The sequence below is a fragment of the Thiocystis violacea genome (assembly GCF_016583575.1).
In the GTDB taxonomy this organism is placed as follows: Bacteria; Pseudomonadota; Gammaproteobacteria; order Chromatiales; family Chromatiaceae; genus Thiocystis; species Thiocystis violacea.
In genome coordinates, this window is the sequence record NZ_NRRG01000017.1 from 21,845 (window position 1) to 45,111 (window position 23,267).

The 23,267-nt window shown below is 64.2% G+C and carries 28 protein-coding genes, 1 tRNA gene and 1 riboswitch; of the genes, 7 read left to right on the forward strand and 22 right to left on the reverse strand.

The features are described 5' to 3' along the window. Position 1: 1 nt before the first annotated feature. From nusB to CKO27_RS10280, 3 genes are read left to right on the forward strand one after another with little or no spacing between them, the layout of a single operon-like run. Positions 2-493, forward strand: coding sequence for a transcription antitermination factor NusB (nusB, locus tag CKO27_RS10270; protein ID WP_200374799.1), 492 nt, complete (start codon positions 2-4; stop codon positions 491-493). Between the two features lie 10 nt (positions 494-503). Further along, positions 504-1,463 (forward strand): thiamine-phosphate kinase, encoded by a 960-nt coding sequence (gene thiL / locus CKO27_RS10275; RefSeq protein ID WP_200374800.1) that lies wholly within the window; start codon positions 504-506, stop codon positions 1,461-1,463. Beyond that, complete coding sequence (locus CKO27_RS10280) at positions 1,438-1,941, forward strand: phosphatidylglycerophosphatase A family protein (RefSeq protein WP_200374801.1); 504 nt, start codon at positions 1,438-1,440, stop codon at positions 1,939-1,941. Before thiL ends, CKO27_RS10280 begins: the two co-directional genes overlap by 26 nt. Positions 1,942-2,114: 173 nt before the next feature. Here CKO27_RS10280 and CKO27_RS10285 read toward each other — a convergent pair whose 3' ends face one another. From CKO27_RS10285 to hoxE, 9 genes are all read right to left on the reverse strand, one after another. Beyond that, on the reverse strand, positions 2,115-2,594 hold the full coding sequence (locus CKO27_RS10285; RefSeq protein ID WP_200374802.1) for a hydrogenase maturation protease: 480 nt from the start codon (positions 2,592-2,594) through the stop codon (positions 2,115-2,117). A gap of 11 nt (positions 2,595-2,605) precedes the next feature. Beyond that, positions 2,606-4,033, reverse strand: a complete 1,428-nt coding sequence (locus CKO27_RS10290) for a Ni/Fe hydrogenase subunit alpha (RefSeq protein ID WP_200374803.1) — start codon at positions 4,031-4,033, stop codon at positions 2,606-2,608. A 124-nt stretch (positions 4,034-4,157) separates the two neighbouring features. Beyond that, a complete protein-coding gene (locus tag CKO27_RS10295; protein ID WP_200374804.1) occupies positions 4,158-4,448 on the reverse strand; it encodes a hypothetical protein in 291 nt (96 codons plus the stop codon). A 44-nt stretch (positions 4,449-4,492) separates the two neighbouring features. Then, entirely contained in the window at positions 4,493-5,035 is a 543-nt protein-coding gene (locus CKO27_RS10300; RefSeq protein ID WP_200374805.1) for an NADH-quinone oxidoreductase subunit B family protein, read from the reverse strand. Beyond that, on the reverse strand, positions 5,032-5,763 hold the full coding sequence (gene hoxU, locus CKO27_RS10305) for a bidirectional hydrogenase complex protein HoxU (RefSeq protein ID WP_200374806.1): 732 nt from the start codon (positions 5,761-5,763) through the stop codon (positions 5,032-5,034). Before hoxU ends, CKO27_RS10300 begins: the two co-directional genes overlap by 4 nt. Positions 5,764-5,847: 84 nt before the next feature. Next, entirely contained in the window at positions 5,848-6,174 is a 327-nt protein-coding gene (locus CKO27_RS10310; protein WP_200374807.1) for a hypothetical protein, read from the reverse strand. Then, complete coding sequence (locus tag CKO27_RS10315; protein WP_200374808.1) at positions 6,171-6,404, reverse strand: hypothetical protein; 234 nt, start codon at positions 6,402-6,404, stop codon at positions 6,171-6,173. Before CKO27_RS10315 ends, CKO27_RS10310 begins: the two co-directional genes overlap by 4 nt. Positions 6,405-6,415: 11 nt before the next feature. Continuing rightward, entirely contained in the window at positions 6,416-8,026 is a 1,611-nt protein-coding gene (locus CKO27_RS10320; protein WP_200374809.1) for a NuoF family protein, read from the reverse strand. Between the two features lies 1 nt (position 8,027). Next, the gene (gene hoxE / locus CKO27_RS10325) at positions 8,028-8,522 is read right to left on the reverse strand and encodes a bidirectional hydrogenase complex protein HoxE (RefSeq protein ID WP_200374810.1); all 495 of its coding nucleotides are present in this window, start codon (positions 8,520-8,522) and stop codon (positions 8,028-8,030) included. Positions 8,523-8,659: 137 nt separating this feature from the next. Here hoxE and pssA point away from each other — a divergent pair, with 137 nt between their 5' ends. Beyond that, entirely contained in the window at positions 8,660-9,418 is a 759-nt protein-coding gene (gene pssA, locus CKO27_RS10330; RefSeq protein WP_200374811.1) for a CDP-diacylglycerol--serine O-phosphatidyltransferase, read from the forward strand. Between the two features lie 252 nt (positions 9,419-9,670). Here the strand turns inward: pssA and CKO27_RS10335 are convergent. After that, positions 9,671-9,757 (reverse strand) — tRNA-Leu (locus CKO27_RS10335). A 116-nt stretch (positions 9,758-9,873) separates the two neighbouring features. On the opposite strand from CKO27_RS10335, the gene rnr reads away from it, so the two are divergent. Both rnr and rlmB read left to right on the forward strand, forming a co-directional pair. After that, positions 9,874-12,321 (forward strand): ribonuclease R, encoded by a 2,448-nt coding sequence (gene rnr, locus CKO27_RS10340; protein ID WP_200374812.1) that lies wholly within the window; start codon positions 9,874-9,876, stop codon positions 12,319-12,321. Position 12,322: 1 nt separating this feature from the next. Beyond that, the gene (gene rlmB, locus CKO27_RS10345; RefSeq protein WP_200374813.1) at positions 12,323-13,072 is read left to right on the forward strand and encodes a 23S rRNA (guanosine(2251)-2'-O)-methyltransferase RlmB; all 750 of its coding nucleotides are present in this window, start codon (positions 12,323-12,325) and stop codon (positions 13,070-13,072) included. A 14-nt stretch (positions 13,073-13,086) separates the two neighbouring features. On the opposite strand, the gene CKO27_RS10350 is transcribed toward rlmB, so the two are convergent. From CKO27_RS10350 to gcvT, 10 genes are all read right to left on the reverse strand, one after another. After that, the gene (locus tag CKO27_RS10350; protein WP_200374814.1) at positions 13,087-13,401 is read right to left on the reverse strand and encodes a type II toxin-antitoxin system RelE/ParE family toxin; all 315 of its coding nucleotides are present in this window, start codon (positions 13,399-13,401) and stop codon (positions 13,087-13,089) included. Further along, the gene (locus tag CKO27_RS10355) at positions 13,386-13,574 is read right to left on the reverse strand and encodes a hypothetical protein (RefSeq protein ID WP_200374815.1); all 189 of its coding nucleotides are present in this window, start codon (positions 13,572-13,574) and stop codon (positions 13,386-13,388) included. Before CKO27_RS10355 ends, CKO27_RS10350 begins: the two co-directional genes overlap by 16 nt. A gap of 104 nt (positions 13,575-13,678) precedes the next feature. Then, positions 13,679-14,050 (reverse strand): diacylglycerol kinase, encoded by a 372-nt coding sequence (locus CKO27_RS10360; protein WP_200374816.1) that lies wholly within the window; start codon positions 14,048-14,050, stop codon positions 13,679-13,681. Further along, positions 14,040-15,512 carry an aminomethyl-transferring glycine dehydrogenase subunit GcvPB gene (gene gcvPB / locus CKO27_RS10365; RefSeq protein WP_200374817.1) on the reverse strand — a complete coding sequence of 491 codons (1,473 nt, stop codon included), beginning with the start codon at positions 15,510-15,512 and terminating at the stop codon, positions 14,040-14,042. The genes CKO27_RS10360 and gcvPB overlap by 11 nt, the downstream gene beginning before the upstream one ends. A gap of 143 nt (positions 15,513-15,655) precedes the next feature. Beyond that, positions 15,656-16,441, reverse strand: a complete 786-nt coding sequence (locus tag CKO27_RS10370) for a hypothetical protein (RefSeq protein WP_200374818.1) — start codon at positions 16,439-16,441, stop codon at positions 15,656-15,658. Between the two features lie 135 nt (positions 16,442-16,576). Next, positions 16,577-17,074: a thiol peroxidase gene (gene tpx / locus CKO27_RS10375; RefSeq protein ID WP_200374819.1), complete on the reverse strand. Its 498-nt coding sequence runs from the start codon at positions 17,072-17,074 to the stop codon at positions 16,577-16,579. Positions 17,075-17,116: 42 nt separating this feature from the next. Then, entirely contained in the window at positions 17,117-17,875 is a 759-nt protein-coding gene (locus tag CKO27_RS10380) for a hypothetical protein (RefSeq protein ID WP_200374820.1), read from the reverse strand. Positions 17,876-17,981: 106 nt separating this feature from the next. Continuing rightward, a complete protein-coding gene (gene gcvPA, locus CKO27_RS10385) occupies positions 17,982-19,382 on the reverse strand; it encodes an aminomethyl-transferring glycine dehydrogenase subunit GcvPA (protein WP_200374821.1) in 1,401 nt (466 codons plus the stop codon). 56 nt (positions 19,383-19,438) lie between these two features. Next, positions 19,439-19,831 carry a glycine cleavage system protein GcvH gene (gcvH, locus tag CKO27_RS10390; protein ID WP_200374822.1) on the reverse strand — a complete coding sequence of 131 codons (393 nt, stop codon included), beginning with the start codon at positions 19,829-19,831 and terminating at the stop codon, positions 19,439-19,441. A gap of 60 nt (positions 19,832-19,891) precedes the next feature. Beyond that, positions 19,892-20,992, reverse strand: coding sequence for a glycine cleavage system aminomethyltransferase GcvT (gcvT, locus tag CKO27_RS10395; protein WP_200374823.1), 1,101 nt, complete (start codon positions 20,990-20,992; stop codon positions 19,892-19,894). 203 nt (positions 20,993-21,195) lie between these two features. After that, positions 21,196-21,286: riboswitch (glycine riboswitch) on the reverse strand. A gap of 137 nt (positions 21,287-21,423) precedes the next feature. On the opposite strand from gcvT, the gene CKO27_RS10400 reads away from it, so the two are divergent. After that, complete coding sequence (locus CKO27_RS10400; RefSeq protein WP_200374824.1) at positions 21,424-22,002, forward strand: Uma2 family endonuclease; 579 nt, start codon at positions 21,424-21,426, stop codon at positions 22,000-22,002. A 73-nt stretch (positions 22,003-22,075) separates the two neighbouring features. On the opposite strand, the gene CKO27_RS10405 is transcribed toward CKO27_RS10400, so the two are convergent. Together CKO27_RS10405 and CKO27_RS10410 are read right to left on the reverse strand one after the other, a co-directional pair. Then, complete coding sequence (locus CKO27_RS10405) at positions 22,076-22,615, reverse strand: zinc ribbon-containing protein (protein ID WP_200374825.1); 540 nt, start codon at positions 22,613-22,615, stop codon at positions 22,076-22,078. 43 nt (positions 22,616-22,658) lie between these two features. After that, positions 22,659-23,237 (reverse strand): Uma2 family endonuclease, encoded by a 579-nt coding sequence (locus CKO27_RS10410; protein WP_200374826.1) that lies wholly within the window; start codon positions 23,235-23,237, stop codon positions 22,659-22,661. Between the last annotated feature and the right edge of the window lie 30 nt (positions 23,238-23,267).

Sequence of the window (23,267 nt, forward strand, 5' to 3'; positions counted from 1 at the left end):
GATGGTCAGCCCACGCACCCAATCCCGCCGCTATGCCGCGCTCGCGCTCTATCAATGGCGTCTGACCGGCGAGGATCCGATGGCGATCAAGCGCCACCTGCTCGACGACCCGCAATGGCTGGACGCCGTCACCGCCTCGCTGAACGATACCGACGAGGATGCGGTCGTCGATCCCAAGGACCGCTTCAACTTCAACGTCGAACTCCTGGACGAACTGCTGACCGGCGTGCCGGCCCAGATCAAGGAGATCGACGCCCAGCTCGATCACTTCCTGGATCGGCCGATCAGCCAGGTCGACCCGGTGGAGCTGGCGATCCTGCGACTGGGCGCCTTCGAGATCCTTTTCTCGGACAACATCCCGGACCGGGTCGCCATCAACGAGGCGGTCGAATTGACCAAGCTGCTCGGCGCGCACGAAGGCCACCGCTACGTCAACGGCGTGCTGGACAAGATCGCCCGCCGTCGGGCCGGCGACATGGACCGCAAGGTGTGAGCCCATCCGGGTGTCCGAATTCGACCTGATCCGCCGTTATTTCGCCGACCTCGGTCCCGCGCGCCCGGATGTCGTCCTGGGTGTCGGCGATGATTGCGCGCTGCTCGATGTTCCGGCGGGCCAGTCGCTGGCTGTCAGCATCGACACCCTGGCGTCCGGCATCCACTTCTTTCCGGACTGCGCGCCCGAGCACATCGGTCATAAATCCCTGGCGGTCGGGCTCAGCGACCTGGCCGCCATGGGCGCGGAGCCGGCCTGGGCGACCTTGGCCTTGACCTTGCCCGCCGCCGACGAGGACTGGGTGCGTGGATTCGCCGTCGGCTTCGCCCGGCTCGCGAACCAACATGGCATCCGGCTGGTGGGCGGAGACACCACGCGGGGTCCGTTGAGCGTGACCGTGCAGGTGCAGGGTTTCGTCCCGAGCGGCGCGGCGGTGCGGCGCGACGGCGCGCGGCCGGGCGACGCCATCCTCGTCAGCGGGACGCTGGGCGACGCGGGCCTCGCCTTGCGACGCATGCTCGCGGGCGAGGCGGTCGATCCCGAGTCGCGTCGCCGGCTCGAATGTCCCGAGCCGCGGGTCGCCCTGGGTCGCCGGCTGCGCGGGATCGCCTCGGCCATGATTGATCTCTCCGACGGACTCGCGGGCGACCTCGGGCACATCCTCGCAGCCTCCGGCGTCGGGGCCGAATTGGAGCTTGAGCAATTTACTCTGACCCCATGGGTCGCCGAGGCCGTCGCCGCCGCGCGGGACTGGTCGCTTCCGCTCTCCTCGGGGGATGATTACGAACTCTGTTTCTGCGTTCCCCAGGAGCGCCTTGTCGAGGTCGGGCGTCTGGCGGTCGATCCGTCGTGCGCGCTCACCCGGATCGGAACCATCCGGGTCGGGACGGGGCTTATTCTTCGGCTTCCCGACGGAGAGATCCTCACAACCAATGGGGCAGGTTATGACCACTTCGCTGCTCGACCCTGAGGCCCGCCCGAGTACGGGCTTCGATCGCCGCAAGATCACGCACTGGATCGCCTTCGGTTTCGGCTCGGGGCTCTCGCCCAAGGCCCCCGGCACGGTCGGCACGCTCGCCGCCATCCCGCTCTATCTGCTGATGAGCCCGCTGCACTGGATGCTCTATGTCGGTTTGGTGCTGGTGTTCACGGTGGCGGGGATCTGGATCTGCGGGAGCGTCGCCCGCGATATCGGCGGCAAGGATCCATCCGCCATCGTCTGGGACGAATTCGTCGGCTTCCTCATCACCATGCTCGCCGCGCCACCCGGCTGGCTCTGGATCCTCGTCGGATTCCTGGCTTTTCGGCTCTTCGATATCTGGAAACCCTGGCCGATCCGCGTGGTGGATCAGCGGATGGAAGGCGGGCTCGGCATCATGCTGGACGATGTCATCGCCGGAGTCATGGCGGCCTTGGTGCTGTTGATCGCGTCCTGGCTGTTGATCTGATCCTTGTCTCTTCGGCCTCGGAGCGTACAGGATGGGCATCGCTCTCGCTCTGTCCATCCTACGAATCCGGCTGTTGATCTGATGTGACCCCGATAGATTCCGGGCGGGGAGGCCGACCGGAAGCCAGCGTCGTCGGATGGATGAAACCTGGCGCGGGTTCCGGGCCGCTCTGGTTAGGGGTGACCGTCGGCGGACAGGGCGGTCCAGCCCTCCTGGGTCATGAGTCGGTCGACCCAGTCCAGCATCCGGTCCAGCGCGGCCTCGGCGATGGGCGTCAGCCGGTAATTGTCGTAGTCGAAGGAGTCGCCGGCGGCGGTGACCAGACAGGTCTCGGGGACGCGTCCGTAGAGTGTCTCGCACCAGGCCAACAGCTCGCGTGGATCGAGGAAGTGGGCCATGGTCGAGACGGCCCGCGCGTCGGGTTCGAGACGACGACAGCGGACCGTGCCGGGCGCGGAGTCCGCGGCGGCGTCCAGAAAGATCACCCGATCCTTGTCCGCGATGTCCGCGACCAGCTCGGCGGTGAGGATGTGCCGCGAGATGACCTCGACCCCGGTGGGGAGGCTCCGGTTTTCCAGGCGATCGGCGGCGAGCGGTCCAAGGGCGTCGTCCCCCCGGATGGGGCTGCCGTACCCGATGATGAGCGTCTTCAAGATCGTCGTTCCTAGCCGCGCTCGAGGCTGTCGACGACACGCCCGGAGGCGTCCTTGAGTTCGATGCGCAGCGGCATCTGGCCGAAGGCGTGCGAGGCGCAGGACAGACAGGGATCGAAGCAGCGGATCACCGCCTCGACCCGGTTGAGCATGCCTTCCTGAAGGTTGTTGCCGTCGACATAGGCGTCCGCGACCTGGCGGATGGACTGGTTCATGGCCAGATTGTTGTGTCCGGTGGCGATGATCAGGTTGACCCAGGTGATGAGTCCGTCGTCGTCGATGCGGTAGTGATGGATGAGCGTGCCGCGCGGCGCCTCGGAGACGCCGATACCCTCGGCGCGGTTGCTGCGGGCGCGGGCTCGGACACGGCTGTCGAGGATCGTCGGATCCTTGAGCAGACGCTCCATCATCTCCAGCGCGTAGATGATCTCGACCAGTCGCGCATAGTGATAGTGGAAGCTGCTGGCGATGGGGCCTGATTCCTGGAGCATGTGGAACTCGGCCAGGGCCACGTCGGCATAGGGCGTGCCACAGGCTTGGGCGTTGTTGAGCCGGGCCAGGGGACCGACCCGATAGATGCCCTTGGGATAGCCCTGGGGCTTGTAGTAGGGGAACTTCATGTAGCTGAAGTCCTCGACCGCCTCGCCGATCACCCGCTCATAGTCCTCGGGTGGCACCATGTCCTCGACGATGCGGCCCTTGGCGTCCTTGATGCGCAGCAGACCGTCATAGTGTTCCAGATTGCCCTGAGGCGTGACCAGGCTCAGGAACATGGTCGGCAGACGGCCGAAGTGCGTCGCCTCGTCCTTGAACTTGGGCACCAGGGTCTTGAAGAAGTCGTAGGTCCGTTTGGCGATCTCCAATCCCTCGGGGAGCAGCTTGAGCATGGCGTCGCGCTTTTCGAGCGTCAGGGGTTCGTTGACGCCACCGGGCACGACCCAAGTGGGATGGATCTTCTTGCCGCCGAGCGTTTCGATGATGCTCTGGCCGATCTGACGCAGACGGATGCCGTCGCGGGCCAGGGCCGGATCCTGACGCATGACCCCGAAGATGTTGCGCGAGATCGGGTCCGAGTCCCATCCCAGCAGCAGATCCGGCGAGGACAGATGGAAGAAGGAGAGCGCGTGCGACTGGGTGATCTGGGCGAGATTCATGATCCGGCGCAGGTGTTCGCCGGTCGGCGGGATCGTGACCGACAGCAGGTGGTCGCACGCCTTGTTGGAGGCCAGCAGATGGCTGACCGGGCAAATGCCGCAGGTGCGCGCGGTCAGGGCCGGCATCTCGCGGTAGGGGCGACCCTCGCAGAACTTCTCGAAGCCGCGAAACTGCGTGAGATGAAAGCGCGCGTCCTCGACTTCGCCCCCGTCGCCGAGTTGCAGGGTGATGCGGGCGTGGCCCTCGATGCGGGTGACGGGTTCGATGGTGATCGTGCGGCTCATGGATTCAATCCCCTCTAAGTGGCGGTGGAGCGTGCCGGATAAGGATCGGGTCAGCGGTCCGGTGACCGGCGCCGATCCGCCGGCAAGGACGGCTACCTGATCGGAGCGCGCCAACATCGAGACGTTAGAGCGGTGCTCCCTGCTCCTCGTTCTCCAGCGCCTTGGTGGTGATCTCGTAATAGAGATGAATGATGGAGCCGATGATCCCGTTCAGCTCGGGGTGCTGCTCCCACTTGGGCTGCAAGGCCGAGGAGTCCTCGAAAACCTCCTGTAGGAACTGCATGTCGAAGGAGTCGAGTCGCTCGCCGCGATCGACCTTGGCCTTGATGTCGAGGGCGCGCGGCAGGCGCTGGGTGCGCATCCGATCGAGGAGGGTCACGATGATGCCGCTATCGGTGTCGTCTGTATCTTTCATCCGCCAGCCTTCTTGGAGTTGAGAACCTGTTTCACTGTTTGGGCCTAGGCGCCAAAACGCGTGACCGAACTCGGATCCGGTACGCGACCCTCGATCAACTCGTTGAGCACATACCAGATGGCATCCGCGCTGGGCGGACAGCCCGGCACGAAGATGTCGACCGCGACCTCGCCGTGGATGGGTTTGACGGTGGTGAGCAGGGCCGGAACCCCGCGGGTCGGGATCTGGGGTTGCAGGGTGACGTTTTCGCGATAGGAACGATCCATCACGTCGTCCAGCTTGAAATAATTGCGCATGGCGGGGACGTTGCCGTTGACCGCGCAGTCGCCGAGGCTGATGAGGATCTTGCAGTGCCGCCGGAAGGCGCGGGCCTTCTCCAGGTCGTCGACGGAGCTGATGGACCCCTCCAGGAGGCCCACGTCCACGGTCTCCGGCAACTCCTTGGAATCCACCAGCGGGCTGTAGACGATGTCGATCTTCCGGGCCAGTTCGATCAGACGTTCGTCCATGTCCAGAAAGGACATGTGACATCCCGAACAGCCGTCCAGCCAGGTGGTGGCGACCGTGATCCGAGTCGGTGTGCTCATGGTGCGTGTCTCCGGCGCGCGAGGATCGGCAGGAAGTGCTGGTCCTTGACCATTTCGCCCACGGACGTGCCCTGCTTGACCAGCGCGCCCGTTGGGCAGACCTGCACGCACTTGCCGCAACTCGTGCAGGATTCGCTCTCGCCCCAGGGGGTGGCCAGGTCGGTGATGACCCGGCAGTCGCTGCCGCGCCCCATGACATCCCAGGTGTGGGCGCCCTCGATCTCGTCGCAGACCCTCACGCAGCGGGTGCAGAGGATGCAGCGATTGTGATCCACCCGGAACATCTCGTGCGAGCTGTCCACCGGATAGGGAACCTGTCGATAAGGCACTCGCACATGGTCGACGCCGCAGCGCTGCGCGAGCCATTGCAGTTCGCAATGGCCATTGGAGACGCAGACCGAGCAGACATGATTGCGCTCGGCGAAGAGCAGCTCGATGATGGTGCGGCGATAGCGTTGCAGCTTTTCGGTGTTGGTCTGGATGCGCATCCCCTCGGCGACCCGGGTCGAACAGGCCGCGAGCAGTCGGTTCTGCCCGGCCACCTCGACCATGCAGAGTCGGCAGCCGCCCCAGATCGTGAGTCCGTCCAGGTGACAGAGGCTGGGGATGGGGATCTTGTTCTCCCGGCAGACCTCGATGATGGTCTCGTCCTCGCGGGCGGAGAGATCCCGGTCGTCGATCCTGAGGGTGACGACGCGGACATTCGGTTGTGTTGGGGGTGGGGGCATGGTGGCTCCGTGGAATCGTCGTTATGCCGTCAGTGCCAGTCGAACGTCGGGATCGGGAAATCGAGGTCGAGTCATGACAGGCATTCAAGCCGCGCGAGACAACTGTTGATTGACGCTTTGCCAGAAGGCCGCCACCGATGTTCCTGCCCCGTCGAAGAAGTCCTCGAAGAAACCAGGCTCGTTGAGCGCGGAAGGATAGGCGTAGCGCTCCCCCTCTGGGCCGACCGAACTGACCCAGTCGACGGGCTCCCTGTCATCGAGAAGGGTAAAAAGGCTCGCGGGGTAGAGATAGGGTTTGCCCAGGTCGTTAAGGATTCGGTAGTCGTCTGCTTCGATGCCAATCACACAATAGGCCTGTCCCGAGGTTAAGTCGGGATAGTCGGAATTGGGCGCGCTCAGTTTGACGATCATTTGGGCAGTCTCTTCAGCTTGATCTCGAAGCGTCCAATGCCGTGGTGTTCGTACCAATGGTACTCATGGTCCTCACCCGCGATCTCGAGGATTGGGCTGCTCTTCTTCGCCCATTGCGAGGCTTGTCCTCCATAGGTCGAGAGCAGCCGTGGGAGATCGCGGATGCGTTGTCCCTTGGCGATGACACGGGATTGGGCGATCAGATCCTTCGTGAGTCCTGGCTCCCGCATGGCGTTAGCCGTTAGCCGTCGCCAAGCTTCTGTTCGTACTCGTCACGAAAATATCTCAGGGTGCTCAAGACCGGATTCGGCGCCGTCTGGCCCAGTCCGCAGAGGCTGGTGGCCTGAACCACCTCGCAGAGTTCCTCCAGCAGGGTCAGATCCGCCTGGGTGCCCTGCGACCTGGTGATCTTGTCCAGGAGTCCATGCATCTGCTGCGTCCCGGCACGGCAGGGGATGCACTTGCCGCACGACTCGGTCATGCAGAACTCCATGAAATAGCGCGCGACGTCGACCATGCAGGAGCTGTCGTCCATCACGATCATGCCGCCGGAGCCCATCATGGTGCCGAGCGTCTTGAGGCTGTCGTAATCCACTGGAATATCCAGATGGGCCTCCGGGATGCAGCCGCCGGAGGGGCCGCCGGTCTGGACCGCCTTGAAGGCGCGCCCATCGGGGATGCCACCGCCAATGACCTCGATGATGTCGCGCAATTTAGTGCCCATGGGCACCTCGATCAGCCCGGTGTTCTCGATCTTTCCGGCCAGGGCGAAGACCTTTGTCCCTTTCGATCGCTCGGTGCCGATGGAGGCGAACCAGTCGCCGCCCTCGCGGATGATGGGGGCGATGTTGGCGAAGGTCTCGACGTTGTTGATCAGGGTCGGACAGCCCCAGAGTCCGGACTCGGCGGGGTAGGGCGGGCGCGGGCGCGGCTGACCGCGCAGACCCTCGATGGAGGCCATGAGGGCGGTCTCCTCGCCGCAGACGAAGGCGCCGGCACCCAGTCGGATCTCGATCTCGAAAGCGAACTGGGTATCCGCGACCTTGCTGCCCAGGAAGCCGGCCCGTTTCGCCTTGCGGATCGCGGTCTGGAGCCGTTCCACGGCGAGCGGATACTCCGCGCGGACGTAGACATAGCCCTTGTTCGCTCCCACCGCGTAGGCCGCGATCGCCATGCCCTCAAGGATTCGATGCGGGTCGGACTCCAGCACGGCGCGGTCCATGAAGGCGCCCGGATCGCCCTCGTCGGCATTGCAGATCACGTATTTCTGACCGGCCGGCATCTTGGCGATGGTCGACCACTTGAGGCCGGTCGGATAGCCGCCGCCGCCGCGTCCGCGCAGTCCGCTCGTGGTTATCTCGCGCAGCACATCGCCCGGCGTCATCTCGCTCAGGGCCTGGACCAGGGCCGCGTAGCCGCCGACTGCCACGTAGCCCTTGAAGCTGTCCGGGTCGATGATCCCGGAGTTTTCCAGGACGATCCGCTGCTGGCGGGCGAAAAAGGGCTGGTCGGTCGGACAGCGCAGACGTTCGACCGGAGCGCCCCGCACACTGGCCATGATCTCGGGTGCGTCGGCGGCGGTCACGTCGCGATAGACCAGGGAATCGGCGAGATCGCTGTCCCGCTTGGCCACCGCGACCAGCGGGCCGGCGGAGCACAGCCCCATGCAGCCGACACCCTTGACCTTGCAGGTGCCGCCTCCGTCTCCGCAGGCCTTGGTGAGCGCCTCCAGGACTGGCAGCGAGCCGGAGGACTGGCAGCTCGCCGCCACGCACACCCGCACCTCGTGCTCGACATGCGCCTCCTCGGCGCGGTATTCGGCGGCCTTCTCGGCCAGATCTTCCAAGTGCATGTCAGTTCAGCTCCTCTAGCGTGGCGACCAGGGTGTCCTTCACCTGCTTGCCGATCACCTCGCCATCCAGCACGACGGCGGGCGCCAGTCCGCAGGCGCCGACGCAGCGCGCCGTCAGCACGGACAGTCGGTCGTCCTCGGTCGTATCGCCGGGATTGACGCCGTAGCGCTCCTGGATTCCTTCCAACAGCGCTCCAGCCCCCTTGATATAGCAGGCGGTGCCGGTGCAGACCACGCAGGCATGACGCCCCTTCGGCTTGAGCATGAAGATGTGGTAGAAGGTCGCGACGCCGAAGACCTTACTCAAGGGCAGGTCGAGCGAGGCGGCGACGAACCGCAGCGAGGTCTCGTCGAGAAAGCCGAACGCATCCTGCACGCTGTGCAAAGTTTCGATCAGGGCGTGGCCCGTGTAGCCGTTACGGCGCATCGTGGCGTTGACGAGCTTCCAGCGCTTGTCGTCGCTGGGCAATGGCGGCTTGGCTTGCTGCACTGTCATGTCACCTCCCGAGGGTGGACGGTATTGACGCTCGCTGTCGATATGGCGTGCCTGGCTTGGGCGATTTGTCTTCGGCACCCGAGGGGCGCGGCGATACACTGGCCCGCCAGTTCCATCGATAACCGATACGCATCACTATGGACGAAACCCTTCCTCCCCGCAAAATACGACGCGGCATTTATCTGCTGCCCAACCTCTTCACGACCGCGGCCCTCTTCGCGGGCTTCTACGCCGTGCTGTCCGCCACGCAGGGGCGTTTCGAGGCCGCCGCGCTCGGGATCCTGGCCGCCATGGTCCTGGATGGCTTCGACGGACGGATCGCCCGGATCACCAACACCCAGAGCGCCTTTGGCGCCGAGTATGACAGCCTTTCGGACATGGTCGCCTTTGGTGTCGCTCCGGCCCTGGTCGCCTACCATTGGGCCTTGGGCGGGCTGGGCAAGGTCGGTTGGCTGGCGGCCTTCGTCTACACCGCCGCCGCCGCCCTGCGTCTGGCTCGATTCAACACCCAGATCGGCATTGCCGACAAACGCTATTTTCAGGGTCTCGCGAGCCCAGCGGCGGCGGCCATCATCGCCACCGGGATCTGGACCGCGAACGACCTGGGCATCGACGGGGCCAATGTGTCCTGGCTGGCCGCCTTCCTGACGGCCGGCGCCGGACTCCTGATGGTGAGCAATTTTCGCTATCTGAGCTTCAAGCAGCTCAACCTGCAGGGGCGGGTACCCTTTCTCCTGGCGGTCGCGGTGATGCTGGGCTTCGCCGTCGTTTACATCTATCCGCCGCTGGTGCTGTTCCTGCTGGCCTTGACCTATGCCGTTTCGGGTCCGGTCTGGACTCTGTCTCGACTGAGAAGGAGGGGCCGGGTACGTCGTCATCGGGATCCCGCGGCTTGAGACGCGCGCGGGGCGATTCCGGGGCGATCGCCCTGGATCGCCGAGTCCGTCCCCGGAGGTTCGATGGGTGGCTCTCGGGACGGTGATACCGATCGTCGTTGAAGTGCCGTCGTGTGAAGGCGGGCGCGGGTCGCGCCTGGCGAGAGTTCGCTGTTCGCCGGGCGTTCTGCCTGGTGAACACGCACAAAAAAAGACGCCGCATTTTCATGCGGCGTCTTTTTTGTTCTCGTCTTCGTGGGACGAGGGCGTGTTTGGTGCCGAGGAGAGGACTCGAACCTCCACGAGCTTTCGCTCACATGGACCTGAACCATGCGCGTCTACCAATTCCGCCACCTCGGCAGTCACCGGGAACGCTTGCTTTAGCGATCCGTCCCCGGTGGAGCGCGAATATTAGTGAGACAGCGCTGGCTTGTCAACGCTACACTTGGAACTTTATAGAACAACGATGAGTTCAAGTGACAAGACGTCGACAACCCACGGTAGCCAAGAGCGCGGATCCCCATCGCCAACGCGAGGCGAAGAAATACGCCAACCCCATTCCGAGCCGGGAATTCATCCTTGAGACCCTGGCCAATCACGGCGCGCCCCTGTCGTTCGAGGAGGTGGTGGCGGCGCTGTCTCTGGTCGACGAGGAGGATCTGGTCGCGCTTGAGCGTCGGCTCGGCGCCATGGTCCGGGATGGGCAATTGGTCCGCAATCGCAACCAGGCCTTCTGTCCGGTCAACAAGCGCGACCTGATCGCCGGGCGGGTCATCGGTCACCCGGACGGTTTCGGTTTCGTGAGGCCCGACGAGGGCGGCGACGATCTTTATCTCTATCCCAAGGAGATGCGCGCGCTGTTCCATGGCGATCGGGTCGTGGTGCGGGTGAGCGGTCTCGACCGGCGGGGACGGCTGGAAGGGGCGGTGGTCGAGATTCTGGAGCGCAACACCCGGACCGTGGTGGGTCGTCTCTACAAGGAAAGCGGCGTCGGCTTCGTGATGCCGGACAACAAGCGTCTGACGCACGACATCATCATTCCGAGCGACCGCATCGCGGGTGCCGAGCAGGGGCAGATCGTGGTCGCCGAGATCACCGATCAGCCCACTAAACGCACCCAACCCATCGGGCGCATCGCGGAGGTGCTCGGCAGTCACATGGGGCCGGGCATGGAGACGGATATCGCGATCCGCACCCATGACCTGCCGGTGGCCTGGCCGGCGGAGGTCGAGGAGGAAATCGCCGGGCTGCGGGCCGAGGTGCCGGAGGAGGCCAAGGTCGGGCGCTTTGATCTGCGCGCCCTGCCGCTGGTGACCATCGATGGGGCCGACGCGCGGGACTTCGACGACGCCGTCTATTGCGAGCGCAAGCCCAAGGGTTGGAAGCTCCTGGTCTCGATCGCCGATGTGTCCAGCTATGTCCGTCCCGGAACCGCGCTGGATCGGGAGGCGCAGTCGCGCGGCAACTCGGTCTATTTCCCGGATCGGGTCATTCCCATGCTGCCGGAGATCCTCTCCAACGGGCTCTGTTCGCTGAATCCCCATGTGGACCGGCTCTGCATGACCGCCGAGCTCTACATCAACCAGGAAGGCAAGGTCACGCGCACCCGCTTCTTCGAGGCCGTGATGCGCTCCCAGGCCCGGCTGACCTACGATCAGGTCGCGGCCATGGTGGTGGATGGCGACGGCGATCTCTGCGCCGAGTTCGCGGAGGTGCTGCCGCATCTGCACGAGCTTTATCAGCTCTTCCAGGTGCTTCATGCCGCGCGGGCCGAGCGTGGCGCCATCGATTTCGACACCACCGAGACCAAGTTCGAATTCAACGATCTGGGTCGCATCCAGGCGGTCGTGCCGCTGGTGCGCAACGATGCCCACAAGCTCATCGAGGAATGCATGCTGGCCGCCAACGTGGCGGCGGCCCGTCACTTCCAGCGCAAGCGCATCCCGGCGGTCTATCGCATCCATGAGACGCCGAGCGAGGAGAAGCTGACCGATCTGCGCGAGTTCCTCGGCCAGTTGGCCCTGAAGCTGCCGGGCGGACCCAAGCCCACGGCCGCCGATTACGCCGAGCTGCTGCGCCAGGTCAAGGATCGTCCGGATCGGCGCCTGATCCAGGCGGTGCTCCTGCGTTCCATGCAGCAGGCCATGTACAGCTCCGACAACGCCGGACACTTCGGGCTGGCGTTCGACGCCTATACCCACTTCACCTCGCCCATCCGCCGCTATCCGGATCTCATGGTCCATCGGATCATCAAGCATCTGCTCGCGGGCGGCACCTCGGCGGATCTGGACTATTCCAAGATCGATCTGCAACAGATGGCCGAGCAGTGCTCCGGCACCGAGCGGCGCGCCGACGAGGCGACCCGCGACGCCGAGGATTGGCTCAAGTGCGAGTTCATGCAGGACAAGCTGGGCGAGAAGTTCGAGGGCACCATCACCAGCGTCAACTCCTTCGGCATCTTCGTCGAGCTCGACGAGATCTACGTGGATGGCCTGGTGCATATCACGGCGCTGGACAATGACTTCTACCACTTCGACCCCATCGGACATCGTCTGCATGGCGAGCGCACGGGCACCGTCTATCGGCTGGGCGATCGGTTGAAGATCCAGGTGGCCGCGGTCAATCTGGACGATCGCAAGATCGACTTCGTATTGGCCGAACCCGCCGCCAAGAGTGGTCCGCCGAAGGGCCGGTCCGGCGATCGGCGGCCACAGGAGTCGGCGGGGTCGAAGCCAGCCAAGGCCAGGCCGGCCCAAGGCCAAAAAACGGCCCAGCCTAACAAGCCGGCCCAGGGCCGCAAGCCGGCCGAGCCCAACAAGCCAGCCGATGTCAAACCGGCCGATGCCAAGCCAGCAGGGACCAAGAAGCCGCGTTCCAGGTCCAGGCGTCGGCGTTCCACTCCGGGTTCCGACACGCAGGGCTGAGATGAAGGAGGATCTCGCCCCGGTCTTCGGGATTCACAGCGTCCGCGCGGCGCTCAAGCATGGTCCGGAAGGGGTGGACGCGGTCTGGCTGGAGCGTGGCCGACGCGACCGTCGTTTGGCCGAGCTGGCCGAATTGACGCGGGGCGCCGGTATCCGGCGGCTCCAGGTGGATCGGGATGAACTGGATCGGGCCGCCGCTGGGGCCAATCATCAGGGCGCCCTGGCTTGGGTGAGGATTCCGGCGGCCCGCGCCGAGCCGGAGCTGAAGCGACTGCTGGACGTCCTGGAAGCGCCGCCGTTCCTTCTTTTGCTCGACGAGGTGCAGGATCCGCACAATCTCGGTGCCTGTCTGCGGACCGCCGAGGCCGCCGGCGCCCAGGCCGTGATCGCGCCCAAGGATAACGCCGTCGGCCTGACCCCCGTGGTCTGCAAGGTCGCGAGCGGCGCCGCCGAGACCCTGCCCTATTTTCAGGTCACCAATCTGGCCCGCGTCATGGACAGCCTCAAGGAGCGCGGGATCTGGCTGATCGGCACGGCTGGCGAGGCCACCGATGAAGTCTACGCCGCCGATCTGACCGGCCCGCTCGGGCTGGTCATGGGCAGCGAGGGCGGCGGACTGCGGCGTCTGACGCGCGAGCGTTGCGATCGCCTGGTTCGACTGCCGATGCGTGGTCAGGTCGAGAGCCTGAACGTCTCGGTCGCCGCCGGCGTTTGTCTCTACGAGGCGTTGCGGCAGCGACGAGGCCGCTAGCTCCTCATTCCGTATTAAGCGGAATGAGGTTCCGGCGTCTCCTGATCGTCACGGGGTCGCCCGTCATGGACTACCGCGAGCAGATGAATATCCTCGCCCTGACGTTCGTAGAGGACGCGGAATCCTTGAATGCCATGTCCCCGGACGCCGTGCCGATCGAATTCTGGCGATGGCTGGTCGCCCGCGGAGCGGGCGCGCAACTGTTCGCTGTCCTGGAAGATCCGTTCGACCAGTCGTTTGGCGTGGATGCGGGAGTCGCGTGCGACCAAGGTCGCGATGGCCTCGATGTCGTCGAGCGCGGCGCGCGACCAGATCAGCTCTCCAGCCATCGATCCAGCCGCTGCTTGGCTTCGGCGTTGAGATAGGCGCGGCCCTGGGCAATGTCATCGCGTCCGTGGCCGACCTTCTCCATGAGGTAGAGCTGATACTGGATGTCTTCCAGTGTGCAGTCGTCGGGGAGTCGTCGCAGCAGTTCGGCCACTGCCTGTTTCGCGTTGCGCATGGCCCGGGTTCTCTTGAGTTCGATCCTGCCCGCACACTAAGCCCGGCCCGTGGCGAGATCAAGCGTCGTTCGGCCGCTGACCGTCAGGGGCGCGTCGCGGAGCATCAAAGCCATTTGGGGATCAGGATCAAGGCCCAGATCAGGATACAGAAGGCGATGCTGGAGAAGACGGCGGCGGAGGCGATGTCCTTGGCGCGGCCCGATAATTCGTGCCGCTCTAGGCCAATGCGGTCGACGTTGGCCTCGATGGCGGAGTTGAGCAGTTCCACGATGGGTACCATCAGGAGACTGCCGACCAGCATGGCGCGCTCCACCGGGGTTTCGCCCAGCCACAGGCCCAGGGGAACCAGGGGGATGAGCAGAAACACCTCTTGCCGGAAGGCCTCCTCCAGCTCGAAGCAGGCCTTGAAGCCTTTCATCGAGTAACCGAAGGCGCGGACCACGCGGCCCCATCCCCTGACGTTATTATTGGCCATGGGTGTTCTCGATCCCGGCGGGTTTCCACGCCAGGTCTAACTGACGCGCGGCGCGCACGTCGTCGAGCCGGCGCACTGGCATGGTGTGGGGCGCGTCCCTGACCTTGTCCGGCTCCTCATGCGCCTCGCGGCGGATGGCGATCATGGCCTCAACGAAGCCGTCGAGGTCTTCCTTGCTCTCGGTCTCGGTGGGCTCGATCAGGAGGCACTCCGGCACCAGCAGCGGAAAGTAGGTGGTCGGGGCGTGATAGCCGTAATCCAGCAGGCGCTTGGCGAAGTCCATGGCGTTGACACCCAGTTCCCTGGCCTCGCGCTTGAGTGTGACGATGAACTCGTGGCTGGCGCGGCGCTCCGGGTAGGCGGCCTCGAAGCCGGCCTCCCGCAGTCGGGCCATCAGATAGTTGGCATTGAGCGTGGCGAAATCCGCCACCCGGCCCATGCCCTCGCGTCCGAGCATCCGGGCATAGACATAGGCGCGCAGCAGGATGCCCATGTTGCCGCCGAAGGCGGTGAGTCGGCCGATGCTCTCCGGGCGTTCCGCTTCAGCCAGCCACTGGTATTCGTCACCATCGAAACTGATCAGAGGCACCGGGAGATAGGGCTCCAAGCGCTTGGAAACGCCCACTGGACCCGCGCCCGGACCGCCGCCGCCGTGGGGCGTGGAGAAGGTCTTGTGCAGATTCATGTGGATGACGTCGAAACCCATGTCGCCCGGCCGGACCTTGCCGAGGATGGCGTTGAGATTGGCGCCGTCGTAATAGAGCAGACCGCCGGCCTCGTGGACCGCGCGCGCGATCGCCTGGATGTTGCGATCGAAGACGCCGACCGTGCTGGGATTGGTGAGCATGATGCCGGCGGTTTGTGGACCCACGGCGGCGCGCAGGGCCGCGAGATCGACATCGCCGTCAGGGCCGGTCGGAATCTCGCGGACCTTGAAGCCGCACATCACGGCCGAGGCCGGATTGGTGCCGTGCGCGGCGTCCGGAACCAGGATCTCGGTGCGCGCCAGATCGCCGCGCGCGCGGTGGTAGGCGCGGATCATGGCGACGCCCGCGAATTCGCCCTGTGCCCCGGCCGAGGGAGCGAGCGAGACCGCGTGCATGCCCGTGACCGCCTTGAGTATCTCTTGCAGGTCGAAAAGACAGGCCATGAGTCCCTGGCCGTGGGTCTCCGGCGCGAGCGGATGACGCGCCAGGAAGCCGGGCAGCATCGCCAGGCTGTTACAGGCCCTCGGGTTGTACTTCATGGTGCAGGAGCCGAGGGGGTAGAAATGGGTGTCGATCGAGAAGTTTTTTTGCGACAGCCGGGTGTAATGACGCACCGCCTGCATCTCCGAGACCTCCGGCAGGGCGGGGCGCGTGCGTCGCCGCAGCCCCTCGGGGATGTCGGTCGCCTCGGGCGGATGCAGCGGGGCCTGGGCGGTGGCGCGGCGGCCGGTTCGGGATTGGTCTTGGATCAGCATGGCGATGAGATTTGTCCAATCAGAAAAATGTTATTACAAAAGCGCATCACATTGGTCAGATTCGATCTGCGTTCGGCAGTGAACCGGGGGAAAGTGCGTTATAAGCTGATGACGATTTTGCCTGCTTCATACCTTTTGTCAGGTCACTTAGTGGGTACGCTCTTGCCGTTGATGGTTAGGCTGGTGATCTGATGGTTAGCGCCGTCAACGATGCAAGAAGCAGAAGCGGGCACTTCCAGCCCCAGACCATTCTTCATCCTGACGAATTTAGTCGAAGCGCCCCAAGCAAAATAAAATTCCCCGCCGCGTCCGAAATTGCGCACGGGTGGAATCTTGGCCGTTTCGGGATCACGCGCCATCTGCCTGATCGCGAATTGACAGAGTTCGAGCGCATGGATCTCACCAAATGGTTTTTGTTTTTCTGGGGAAACAGAAAATAGGATCACGCTTAGTCCCAGCACTGATATAAGAAAGCTGCCTCCCACCGAAAGAATTGGTCCGAGTTGGTTGCGAAACCCAAGAAAGGCTGCCACCACCCAGAGTCCAAAGAAAGCTATTAACCCGCCTGCAAACCTGATTGCAGTTCGATCGCCCTGGTTATCAAGCTTGCTCGCAGATGAAGTTTCGGTAACTGTATTAGTTTCAACAATGACTGAATTCGCTTTCGACTCGGAGGCTGTAGCCGCATCGGCAACTGTTGAGTTTGTTGCTTCTTGCGCGGTAATTTGCGCCTTGATATTGTTCCGATAGCAGGCGAGTGCCTCAGAAGCAGCTTTCCCTTCGCAGTCTGTGCCAATAATTAATTCTGCGAAGCACTCAATAATCTCCTCCGAATTGGCATATGCCTCGCAGACTTGCAGATCGAACTGCGTGACTGCGGTAGAGGGCTGTGGAAACCAGGCTGTGAAGACTGCGATGAGTCCACTCATTATTAGCTTTTGACACATCGTTGCGTCCGTTTTCTGGTTTGGCTTCTGAGATTAAAAAACTGGGTTGCCATTGTTGGCAACCCAGTGGTTTCTAAGGCAGGTGCATTGGGTTTGAGCAGGCTAATCTAAGCTGATTCAGAGCGCGGCCAGCGCGGCATCGTAATCCGGTTCCTGGGTGATCTCCGGCACCAGTTGGGTGTAAAGCACCGTGTTGTCGGCATCCAGAACCACGACCGCGCGCGCGGTGATGCCGGCCAGCGGGCCATCCTCGATCAGCACGCCGTAGTCCTTGGCGAAATGACGTGAGCGCATCATGGAGAGGCCGACAACGTTCTCGATGCCCTCGGCACCGCAGAAGCGACCCATGGCGAAGGGCAGATCGGCCGAGATGACCAGGGCGACGGCGTCGGACTTGCCGGCCATGGCCTCGTTGAATTTCTTGGTCGAGGTCGCGCAGACCGGGGTGTCCAGGCTCGGCACGATATTGAGCAACTTCTTCTTGCCGGCGAAATCGCCAAGCGTCTTGTCGGCGAGATCTTTGTCGACGAGCTGGAAATCGGGCGCGGTGCTTCCTACGGCGGGGAGGTGGCCGCTGAGGGCGACTGGGTGGCCTTGCAGTGCGGTTTGAGCCATGGGTGGTCTCCGTCTGGGTTGTGGGGCGTGTGGGTGATGGTTTCAGCCAGGATTTAGGCGCGTTCGAGACATCCGGTTCCATAAACTGGCAACCCGGCCGCGAAGGCTCAGAGCCTGGAGAATCCGCGTCTGTTCCGTCAGCGTGGCGTCGAGTTTCTGTTCCATCCGCGCGAGTTGGGGTTGCAGGCTGGTTATCGCGCTTGGTTCGGGCGTCTCCTGGTCGGCGGGGAGCGAGGGATCGAATACGGCGATCCAGGCCCCCGAGTGCGGCAGGAATCGCTTGGCTCCAAGCCCGATGAAATCCTCCCGGCTCCAGTTCGATCGATGCGTCTCGAAGGGGTTGTCCGCAACCTCCTGCGGGCCGACGTTCTTGGGGACGGCGATGATCACGACCCGGCCGATGCGTTTCAAATGGCTGACGAACGCCAAACCCTCGTCCTTGCTCAGGTGTTCGATGATCGCCAGCGCCAGGCAGAGATCGTACTGGCCGTCGGCGATGGTCGGAAGCGCCGTTCGCGCGTCCTCGATCCGGATGTCGTCGTAGACCCAATCGGGGATGTAATCAAGATAGTCTCCGAATCCCTCGATCGCATCGATCCTGACCCCGGACCAGCGTTTCGTCGACCGATGGCTCCGAAACAGCTTGGTGTAAAAGGACTCGTCGAAATAAAGGTCGAGCTGTACCCGGCTGAGCAGTCCGTAGAGGCCGAGTCCACAGCCGACGTCCAGCATTTTCCGAGGTCTGACGCGCAGGACTTCCTGCATGATGGGGGTGATTTGCTCGACATTGCTGAATGGCATCTCTTTCCTTTTCCTTGATTGCCTGGGTTGATGTGGGAGTCGGATTCTGATCCCGGGGCGATGTCCGATCAATCAGTCTTGATACTCCCTGTCGAGCATCGGCCTCCTACATTTTGGGTCGCACCGGACAGGGCGCCTGGGTCCGGGTGGCCAGGATGCGTCCCAGCGTGTCGGCGAAACGGCGCATCTCCTCGTCCGAGCGCAACTCGGTCGCGCAGACCAGAACGGCCGGATCCAGTTCCGGATAGTCCGCGCCCAAATCGAAACCGCCCAGGATGTTATGCGCCGCCAGTGAGCGCAGCAAATCCGCCGCCGGGGCCGGTAGACGCAACGCCTGCTCGTGGAAAATGGGGCGATCGAACAGGGGTTCGACGCCGGACAGATCGCACAACATGGCGGTGAGTCGACCTGTATTGGCATGCGAGGCCGACGCGACCCGTTCCAGTCCCTCCGGTCCCAGCAGCGCCATGTGAATGGTCGCGGCGGTCACCAGCAGGCCCTGATTGGTGCAGATGTTGGAGGTCGCCTTGCCGCGCCGGATGTGCTGCTCGCGGGCCTGGAGCGTGAGCGTGAAGCCGGGCTTGCCGTCCAGGTCCAGGGTGCGTCCCGCGATCCGGCCGGGGAGCTGGCGGACGAAGGCCTCCTTGCAGCAGAGAAATCCGGCATAGGGACCGCCCGAGCAGAGCGGCATGCCCAGGGGTTGCGCCTCTCCGCAGGCGATATCGGCCCCGCTCGCGCCCCAGTCGCCGGGGGGCGAAAGCAGGGCCAGGGCGATTGGGTTGACGACGGCGACGGCCAGCGCCTTGTGGGCATGCGCCCAGTCGGTCAGGGCGTCGACGTCCTCCAGCACACCGAAAAAGTTGGGCTGGTTGATGACGACGGCGGCGTATTCGCCATCGCGATCGGCGGCTTCCAGTTGCTCGACCGGCGTCTGTCCGCCTTTGGGATCAAAGGCGACCTCGACCAGTGCGATTCCCTGGGATTCGACGATGCTCCGGACCGTGCGCCGATAGGCCGGGTGCAGGGCGCGCGGGACCAGCACCTTGGCCGACTTGGTCTGGCGATTGGCGCGCACCGCCATGAGGATCGCCTCGGCCAGCGCCGAGGCGCCGTCGTAGAGCGAGGCGTTGGAGACGTCCAGCCCGGTGAGCGCGGTCATCATGGACTGGAATTCGTAGAGCACCTGGAGCGTGCCCTGGCTGGCCTCGGCCTGATAGGGTGTGTAGGCGCTGTAGAACTCGCCGCGCGTGGCGATCTGCCAGACGGCGGCTGGGATGTGATGGTCATAGGCACCGGCGCCGATGAAGCAGAGCGGCTGCCCGTCGGTGCGCGCGCGGGCCTGCATCAGACGGTTGATGTCCATTTCGGACATCCCGGGCGGGATGGCGTCCAGCTCGCCGATCCGCAACTCGGCCGGGATCTCGTCGAACAGCGCATCGATGGAGGGGACGCCGATGGCCGCGAGCATGGCGGCGATGTCGTCTTGCGTGTGGGGTATGAAGGGCATCGGGGTTTCCAGGGTCCGGGTCACGGACCCATTGTCGGTCGGGCCGGGTGGGACGATCAGTCTTCTTCCTCGACGACCTGCTGGTAGGCGGCGGCATCCAGCAGTCCGTTCAGCGCGCCCATGTCGGAGGGGACGAGACGGAAGATCCAGCCCTCCTCGTAGGGGCTGGTATTGATGGCGTCCGGGGTGTCGGTCAGGGTGGCGTTGCCCTCGACGATCTCGCCGGCCAGCGGCGAGTAGATGTCCGAGGCCGCCTTGACGGATTCCACCACCGCGCAGGCCTCGTCGGCGTCGACCTGGCGCCCGTTCTCGGGCACCTCCACGAACACGATGTCACCCAGCGCCTCCTGGGCGTGATCGGTGATGCCGATGGTCAGGGTGCCGTCGCCATTTTCCTTCACCCACTCGTGCGTCTTGGTGTATCTGAGGTCGGCGGGCAGGTTGCTCATTGTTCTCTCCGTACAGGATCCATGGGGATAGATTCGATCGATGTTCTTGGATTCAGGGCGTCAGGCGTCTTCAAGCGTGATACAGGGCTGGCCGTGACGCACGAACGGGGGCTTGACCACCCTGGCCGAGACGGGCTTGCCGCGAATCTCGACCTCGCAGATCCCGTCCAGGCCAGGAGCGACCCGCGCCAGGGCGATCGAGCGCTCCAGGGTTGGCGAGAAGCCCCCGGAGGTGATTTCACCGATCTCCTCGCCATCGCGCAAGACCTTCTGATGGCCGCGGAGGATGCCGCGCCCGGTCAGGAGGAGCCCGACGAAGTCACGACGCTCGGGGGCATCGCGGAGCCGGAGCAGGGCGTCGCGCCCGATGAAATCGCGCTCGGCGGGTTCCCCGGCGAGGGTCCAGGCCAGCCCGGACTCCAGCGGACCGACCGTCTCGTCCATGTCCTGGCCGTAGAGGTTCATGCCGGCTTCCAGGCGCAGGGTGTCGCGCGCGCCTAGGCCGCAGGGCTGAACGCCCGCGTCCACCAGCGAGCGCCAGAGCGCGGCGGCCCGGTCGGCGGGCAGCATGATCTCGAAGCCGTCCTCGCCAGTGTAGCCGGTGCGACCCACGAACCAGTCGTCCGCCTCGGTGGCGAAGAAGGGCGCGAGGGTCATGGCGGAGTCGCGGAGATTGTCCGGGAGCCAGGGTGCGGCCCGACGTCTGGCCTCCGGCCCCTGCACCGCGATCATCGCGAGGTCGTGACGGGGCTGGATGGCGGCCTCGAAGCCCGCGCCCTGCTCGCGCATCCAGGCGATGTCCTTGTCCGCCGTTCCGGCATTGACCACGATGCGAAAACGCTCCGGAGCGCGCGCATAGACGATGAGGTCATCGACCACGCCGCCCGAACTGTTCAGCATGCAGGAATAGAGCGCCTTGCCTGGCGTCTTGAGCCTGGCGACATCGTTGGCGAGGAGGTGACGCAGAAAGGCTTGGGCGCCGGGGCCGGAAATGTCGACGGGCCGCATGTGCGAGACATCGAAGAGGCCGGCGGTGCGTCGAACGGCGTGATGCTCCTCGATCTGGGAGCCGTAGTGCAGCGGCATGTCCCAGCCGCCGAAGGGAACGAGGCGGGCGCCGAGGCGCTCGTGCTCGGAATACAGGGGCGTGCGCAATCCCATCCGACTCTCCACTGGGTCTATCCTAAGGAGTTGAGCCGGCCTGGCGACCGGCGGCAACGCGACAACATCGAAGGAGCAAGGCCCTCGATGTCGCCCCTCTGTCCTAGACCTGAGAGTTTGCGCCTGGAGATCCTTGGAACGCCAGACGGCCCCGTCGGTGGGTGCGCGGCACGGATGGCCGGCACCACTCTCCAGAGTCGGTCGTTATCCCCGCGGTCCTTCTGCCTGAGCGATTCCGGGCGGTGTTGCGCCTTCGGCGCCGGCCGGCTGGCCGGTCTCTCCCACGGGACATGACACGAAGGCGGCACTATAAGGGCGGGCGGGTCGGATTACCAGATGCGCCCCGCCGCGGGGCCGGCCGGAGGCGTCGCTCCGGGAGGCGGCGCTATAATGACCAAGGCCGCAGCGACCTTTCAGACGAGGATCATGCCATGTCCCTTGCCGCTCCCATCCAGTACATCGATCCCGAGGACTATCTGCTCGACGAGCAGTCGCGCGATATCCGTCATGAGTATGTCGCGGGCGAGTTGTTCGCGATGGCGGGCGCGGGGGAGGTTCATAACCGCATTGCCGGGAATCTGTTCTTTCACATTCGTTTGGTCACGCGCGGAACGCCGTGCGGGGTCTTCATGACCGACATGAAGGTGCGGGTCGACTCCCATGACGCCTTCTATTACCCCGATGTGGTCCTGACCTGCGACCCCGAGGACGGCGCCTCGCTCTACAAATCCGCGCCCTGCTTCATCGCCGAGGTGCTGTCGCCCTCGACCGAGAGTATCGATCGGCGAGAAAAGCTCATCGCCTATCGTACCCTGGAGGCCCTGCGTTATTACCTGCTGGTCAGCCAGACATCGCGACGGGTCGAATGTTACGAGCGCGACGAATCCGGCGTCTGGGGGCATCGGGTTCTCGAAGCAGACGGGGAACTGAGCTTTGTCTGCGGTGATCGGCGTTTCGTCTTGACGCTGGCGGATCTCTACGAGGACGTGGTGTTGGTGTCCCGAGCCTGAACGATGGGGACATCGCGCACGCTCGGTCCATCCACGGGTCGAGTCGGGGCCGGGTTTGGAATTACATAACCTCTCAGCCCTTCTTCTCGGTTTCCTCGGTGCGTCGACGGAAGCTGGTTCCACCGCAGTCGGCGCAGGGCGGGATGCGCCCGGCCTTGACGAAATGGGTCTCGGCTCCGCAGCGGTCGCAGACGAGGGTGCCGGGGCCGGTGATCTCGCCGGCCTGATAGAGACTCATCTGGCGCGCGGTCTCGGCCCATTGGGCGAGTTGCAGGCTGGTCTGATCCGCGACCAGCTTGAACATGTCCATCATCCGCTTCTCGACCAATTGCAGGTCGAACCGCCACCAGTCGCGGATGTCCTGTCCGGTCTCGGCGATATAGTTGGCGGCGTCCTCGATGTCGCGCTTGATGTAGTCGGAGACCTTGTCCGCCTCCTCGCGGGTCAGCTCGCCCAGCTCCACCATGTTCTCGCGCGTCTTGTCCAGGATCTCGCGGAACTTGGGCACGGACTCCTTCTGCGCCTTCTCGATCGCCTCGTGGGTCTGCTTGAGCATATGCTCGTAGGCATGCACCAGTTTGTCGGTCGTTTCCTGCTTCTGTTCTTCGCTCATGCTGGGCTCCGGTTGGGCTGCGGGGGCTTTCAGTTGTCAGTTGTCAGGCGCGAAACAGGCTGGCGACATCCAGCGCGATGGTGACGCCCGCGATCTCGATCGCCAAGTCGCCCTCCGTGAGGACTTGGGTCTCTCGATAGGTGGTGCTGGTTGGGTCGGGATCCCGGAAGACATGGACGCGGCTTCCCTGGATGTCGAGGATCCAGACCTGGGCAACCCCGTGACGGGCGTAAATCGGGAGCTTGGTTTTCAGATCATGCTTGAGGCTTGAGTCGGAGACCTCGATCAAGAGAAGCACGTCGCTTGGGCGCGGCTTGGACCGCTTGTAGTAGTCGACTCGCGGGGCGAGGACCAGCAGATCCGGATAGACCTCGTTGCGTTTGTCCAGAACCACCGCGCCCTGGGCCGTCACGATGGCCTTGCCGCTCAGGCGCACGGCGAAAATCATGTTCAGCTCGGCCGTCAGGCCGATGTGTGGCGAACCGATCGGCGACATATCGAGCATCTCCCCTTCGATCAACTCCACGCGATCCCCGGAGCGGAAAACCCCGGCCTCGATCATGCGGTGGAACTGCTCGATATCGATCCGATGGTAGTGACGGCCGTAGTCGATGGCTTCCATGGACGAATCACCCTCGGCTGAATGTTCAGA

Excerpts from the sequence above, each read along its gene's own strand:
- nusB (WP_200374799.1), top strand. The coding sequence starts at position 2 with ATGGTCAGCCCACGCACCCAATCCCGCCGCTATGCCGCGCTCGCGCTC.
- CKO27_RS10280 (WP_200374801.1), top strand. The coding sequence starts at position 1,438 with ATGACCACTTCGCTGCTCGACCCTGAGGCCCGCCCGAGTACGGGCTTC.
- CKO27_RS10290 (WP_200374803.1), bottom strand. The coding sequence starts at position 4,033 with ATGAGCCGCACGATCACCATCGAACCCGTCACCCGCATCGAGGGCCAC.
- CKO27_RS10295 (WP_200374804.1), bottom strand. The coding sequence starts at position 4,448 with ATGAAAGATACAGACGACACCGATAGCGGCATCATCGTGACCCTCCTC.
- CKO27_RS10300 (WP_200374805.1), bottom strand. The coding sequence starts at position 5,035 with ATGAGCACACCGACTCGGATCACGGTCGCCACCACCTGGCTGGACGGC.
- hoxU (WP_200374806.1), bottom strand. The coding sequence starts at position 5,763 with ATGCCCCCACCCCCAACACAACCGAATGTCCGCGTCGTCACCCTCAGG.
- CKO27_RS10310 (WP_200374807.1), bottom strand. The coding sequence starts at position 6,174 with ATGATCGTCAAACTGAGCGCGCCCAATTCCGACTATCCCGACTTAACC.
- CKO27_RS10315 (WP_200374808.1), bottom strand. The coding sequence starts at position 6,404 with ATGCGGGAGCCAGGACTCACGAAGGATCTGATCGCCCAATCCCGTGTC.
- CKO27_RS10320 (WP_200374809.1), bottom strand. The coding sequence starts at position 8,026 with ATGCACTTGGAAGATCTGGCCGAGAAGGCCGCCGAATACCGCGCCGAG.
- hoxE (WP_200374810.1), bottom strand. The coding sequence starts at position 8,522 with ATGACAGTGCAGCAAGCCAAGCCGCCATTGCCCAGCGACGACAAGCGC.
- pssA (WP_200374811.1), top strand. The coding sequence starts at position 8,660 with ATGGACGAAACCCTTCCTCCCCGCAAAATACGACGCGGCATTTATCTG.
- rlmB (WP_200374813.1), top strand. The coding sequence starts at position 12,323 with ATGAAGGAGGATCTCGCCCCGGTCTTCGGGATTCACAGCGTCCGCGCG.
- CKO27_RS10350 (WP_200374814.1), bottom strand. The coding sequence starts at position 13,401 with ATGGCTGGAGAGCTGATCTGGTCGCGCGCCGCGCTCGACGACATCGAG.
- CKO27_RS10355 (WP_200374815.1), bottom strand. The coding sequence starts at position 13,574 with ATGCGCAACGCGAAACAGGCAGTGGCCGAACTGCTGCGACGACTCCCC.
- CKO27_RS10360 (WP_200374816.1), bottom strand. The coding sequence starts at position 14,050 with ATGGCCAATAATAACGTCAGGGGATGGGGCCGCGTGGTCCGCGCCTTC.
- gcvPB (WP_200374817.1), bottom strand. The coding sequence starts at position 15,512 with ATGCTGATCCAAGACCAATCCCGAACCGGCCGCCGCGCCACCGCCCAG.
- CKO27_RS10370 (WP_200374818.1), bottom strand. The coding sequence starts at position 16,441 with ATGAGTGGACTCATCGCAGTCTTCACAGCCTGGTTTCCACAGCCCTCT.
- tpx (WP_200374819.1), bottom strand. The coding sequence starts at position 17,074 with ATGGCTCAAACCGCACTGCAAGGCCACCCAGTCGCCCTCAGCGGCCAC.
- CKO27_RS10380 (WP_200374820.1), bottom strand. The coding sequence starts at position 17,875 with ATGCCATTCAGCAATGTCGAGCAAATCACCCCCATCATGCAGGAAGTC.
- gcvPA (WP_200374821.1), bottom strand. The coding sequence starts at position 19,382 with ATGCCCTTCATACCCCACACGCAAGACGACATCGCCGCCATGCTCGCG.
- gcvH (WP_200374822.1), bottom strand. The coding sequence starts at position 19,831 with ATGAGCAACCTGCCCGCCGACCTCAGATACACCAAGACGCACGAGTGG.
- gcvT (WP_200374823.1), bottom strand. The coding sequence starts at position 20,992 with ATGGGATTGCGCACGCCCCTGTATTCCGAGCACGAGCGCCTCGGCGCC.
- CKO27_RS10400 (WP_200374824.1), top strand. The coding sequence starts at position 21,424 with ATGTCCCTTGCCGCTCCCATCCAGTACATCGATCCCGAGGACTATCTG.
- CKO27_RS10405 (WP_200374825.1), bottom strand. The coding sequence starts at position 22,615 with ATGAGCGAAGAACAGAAGCAGGAAACGACCGACAAACTGGTGCATGCC.
- CKO27_RS10410 (WP_200374826.1), bottom strand. The coding sequence starts at position 23,237 with ATGGAAGCCATCGACTACGGCCGTCACTACCATCGGATCGATATCGAG.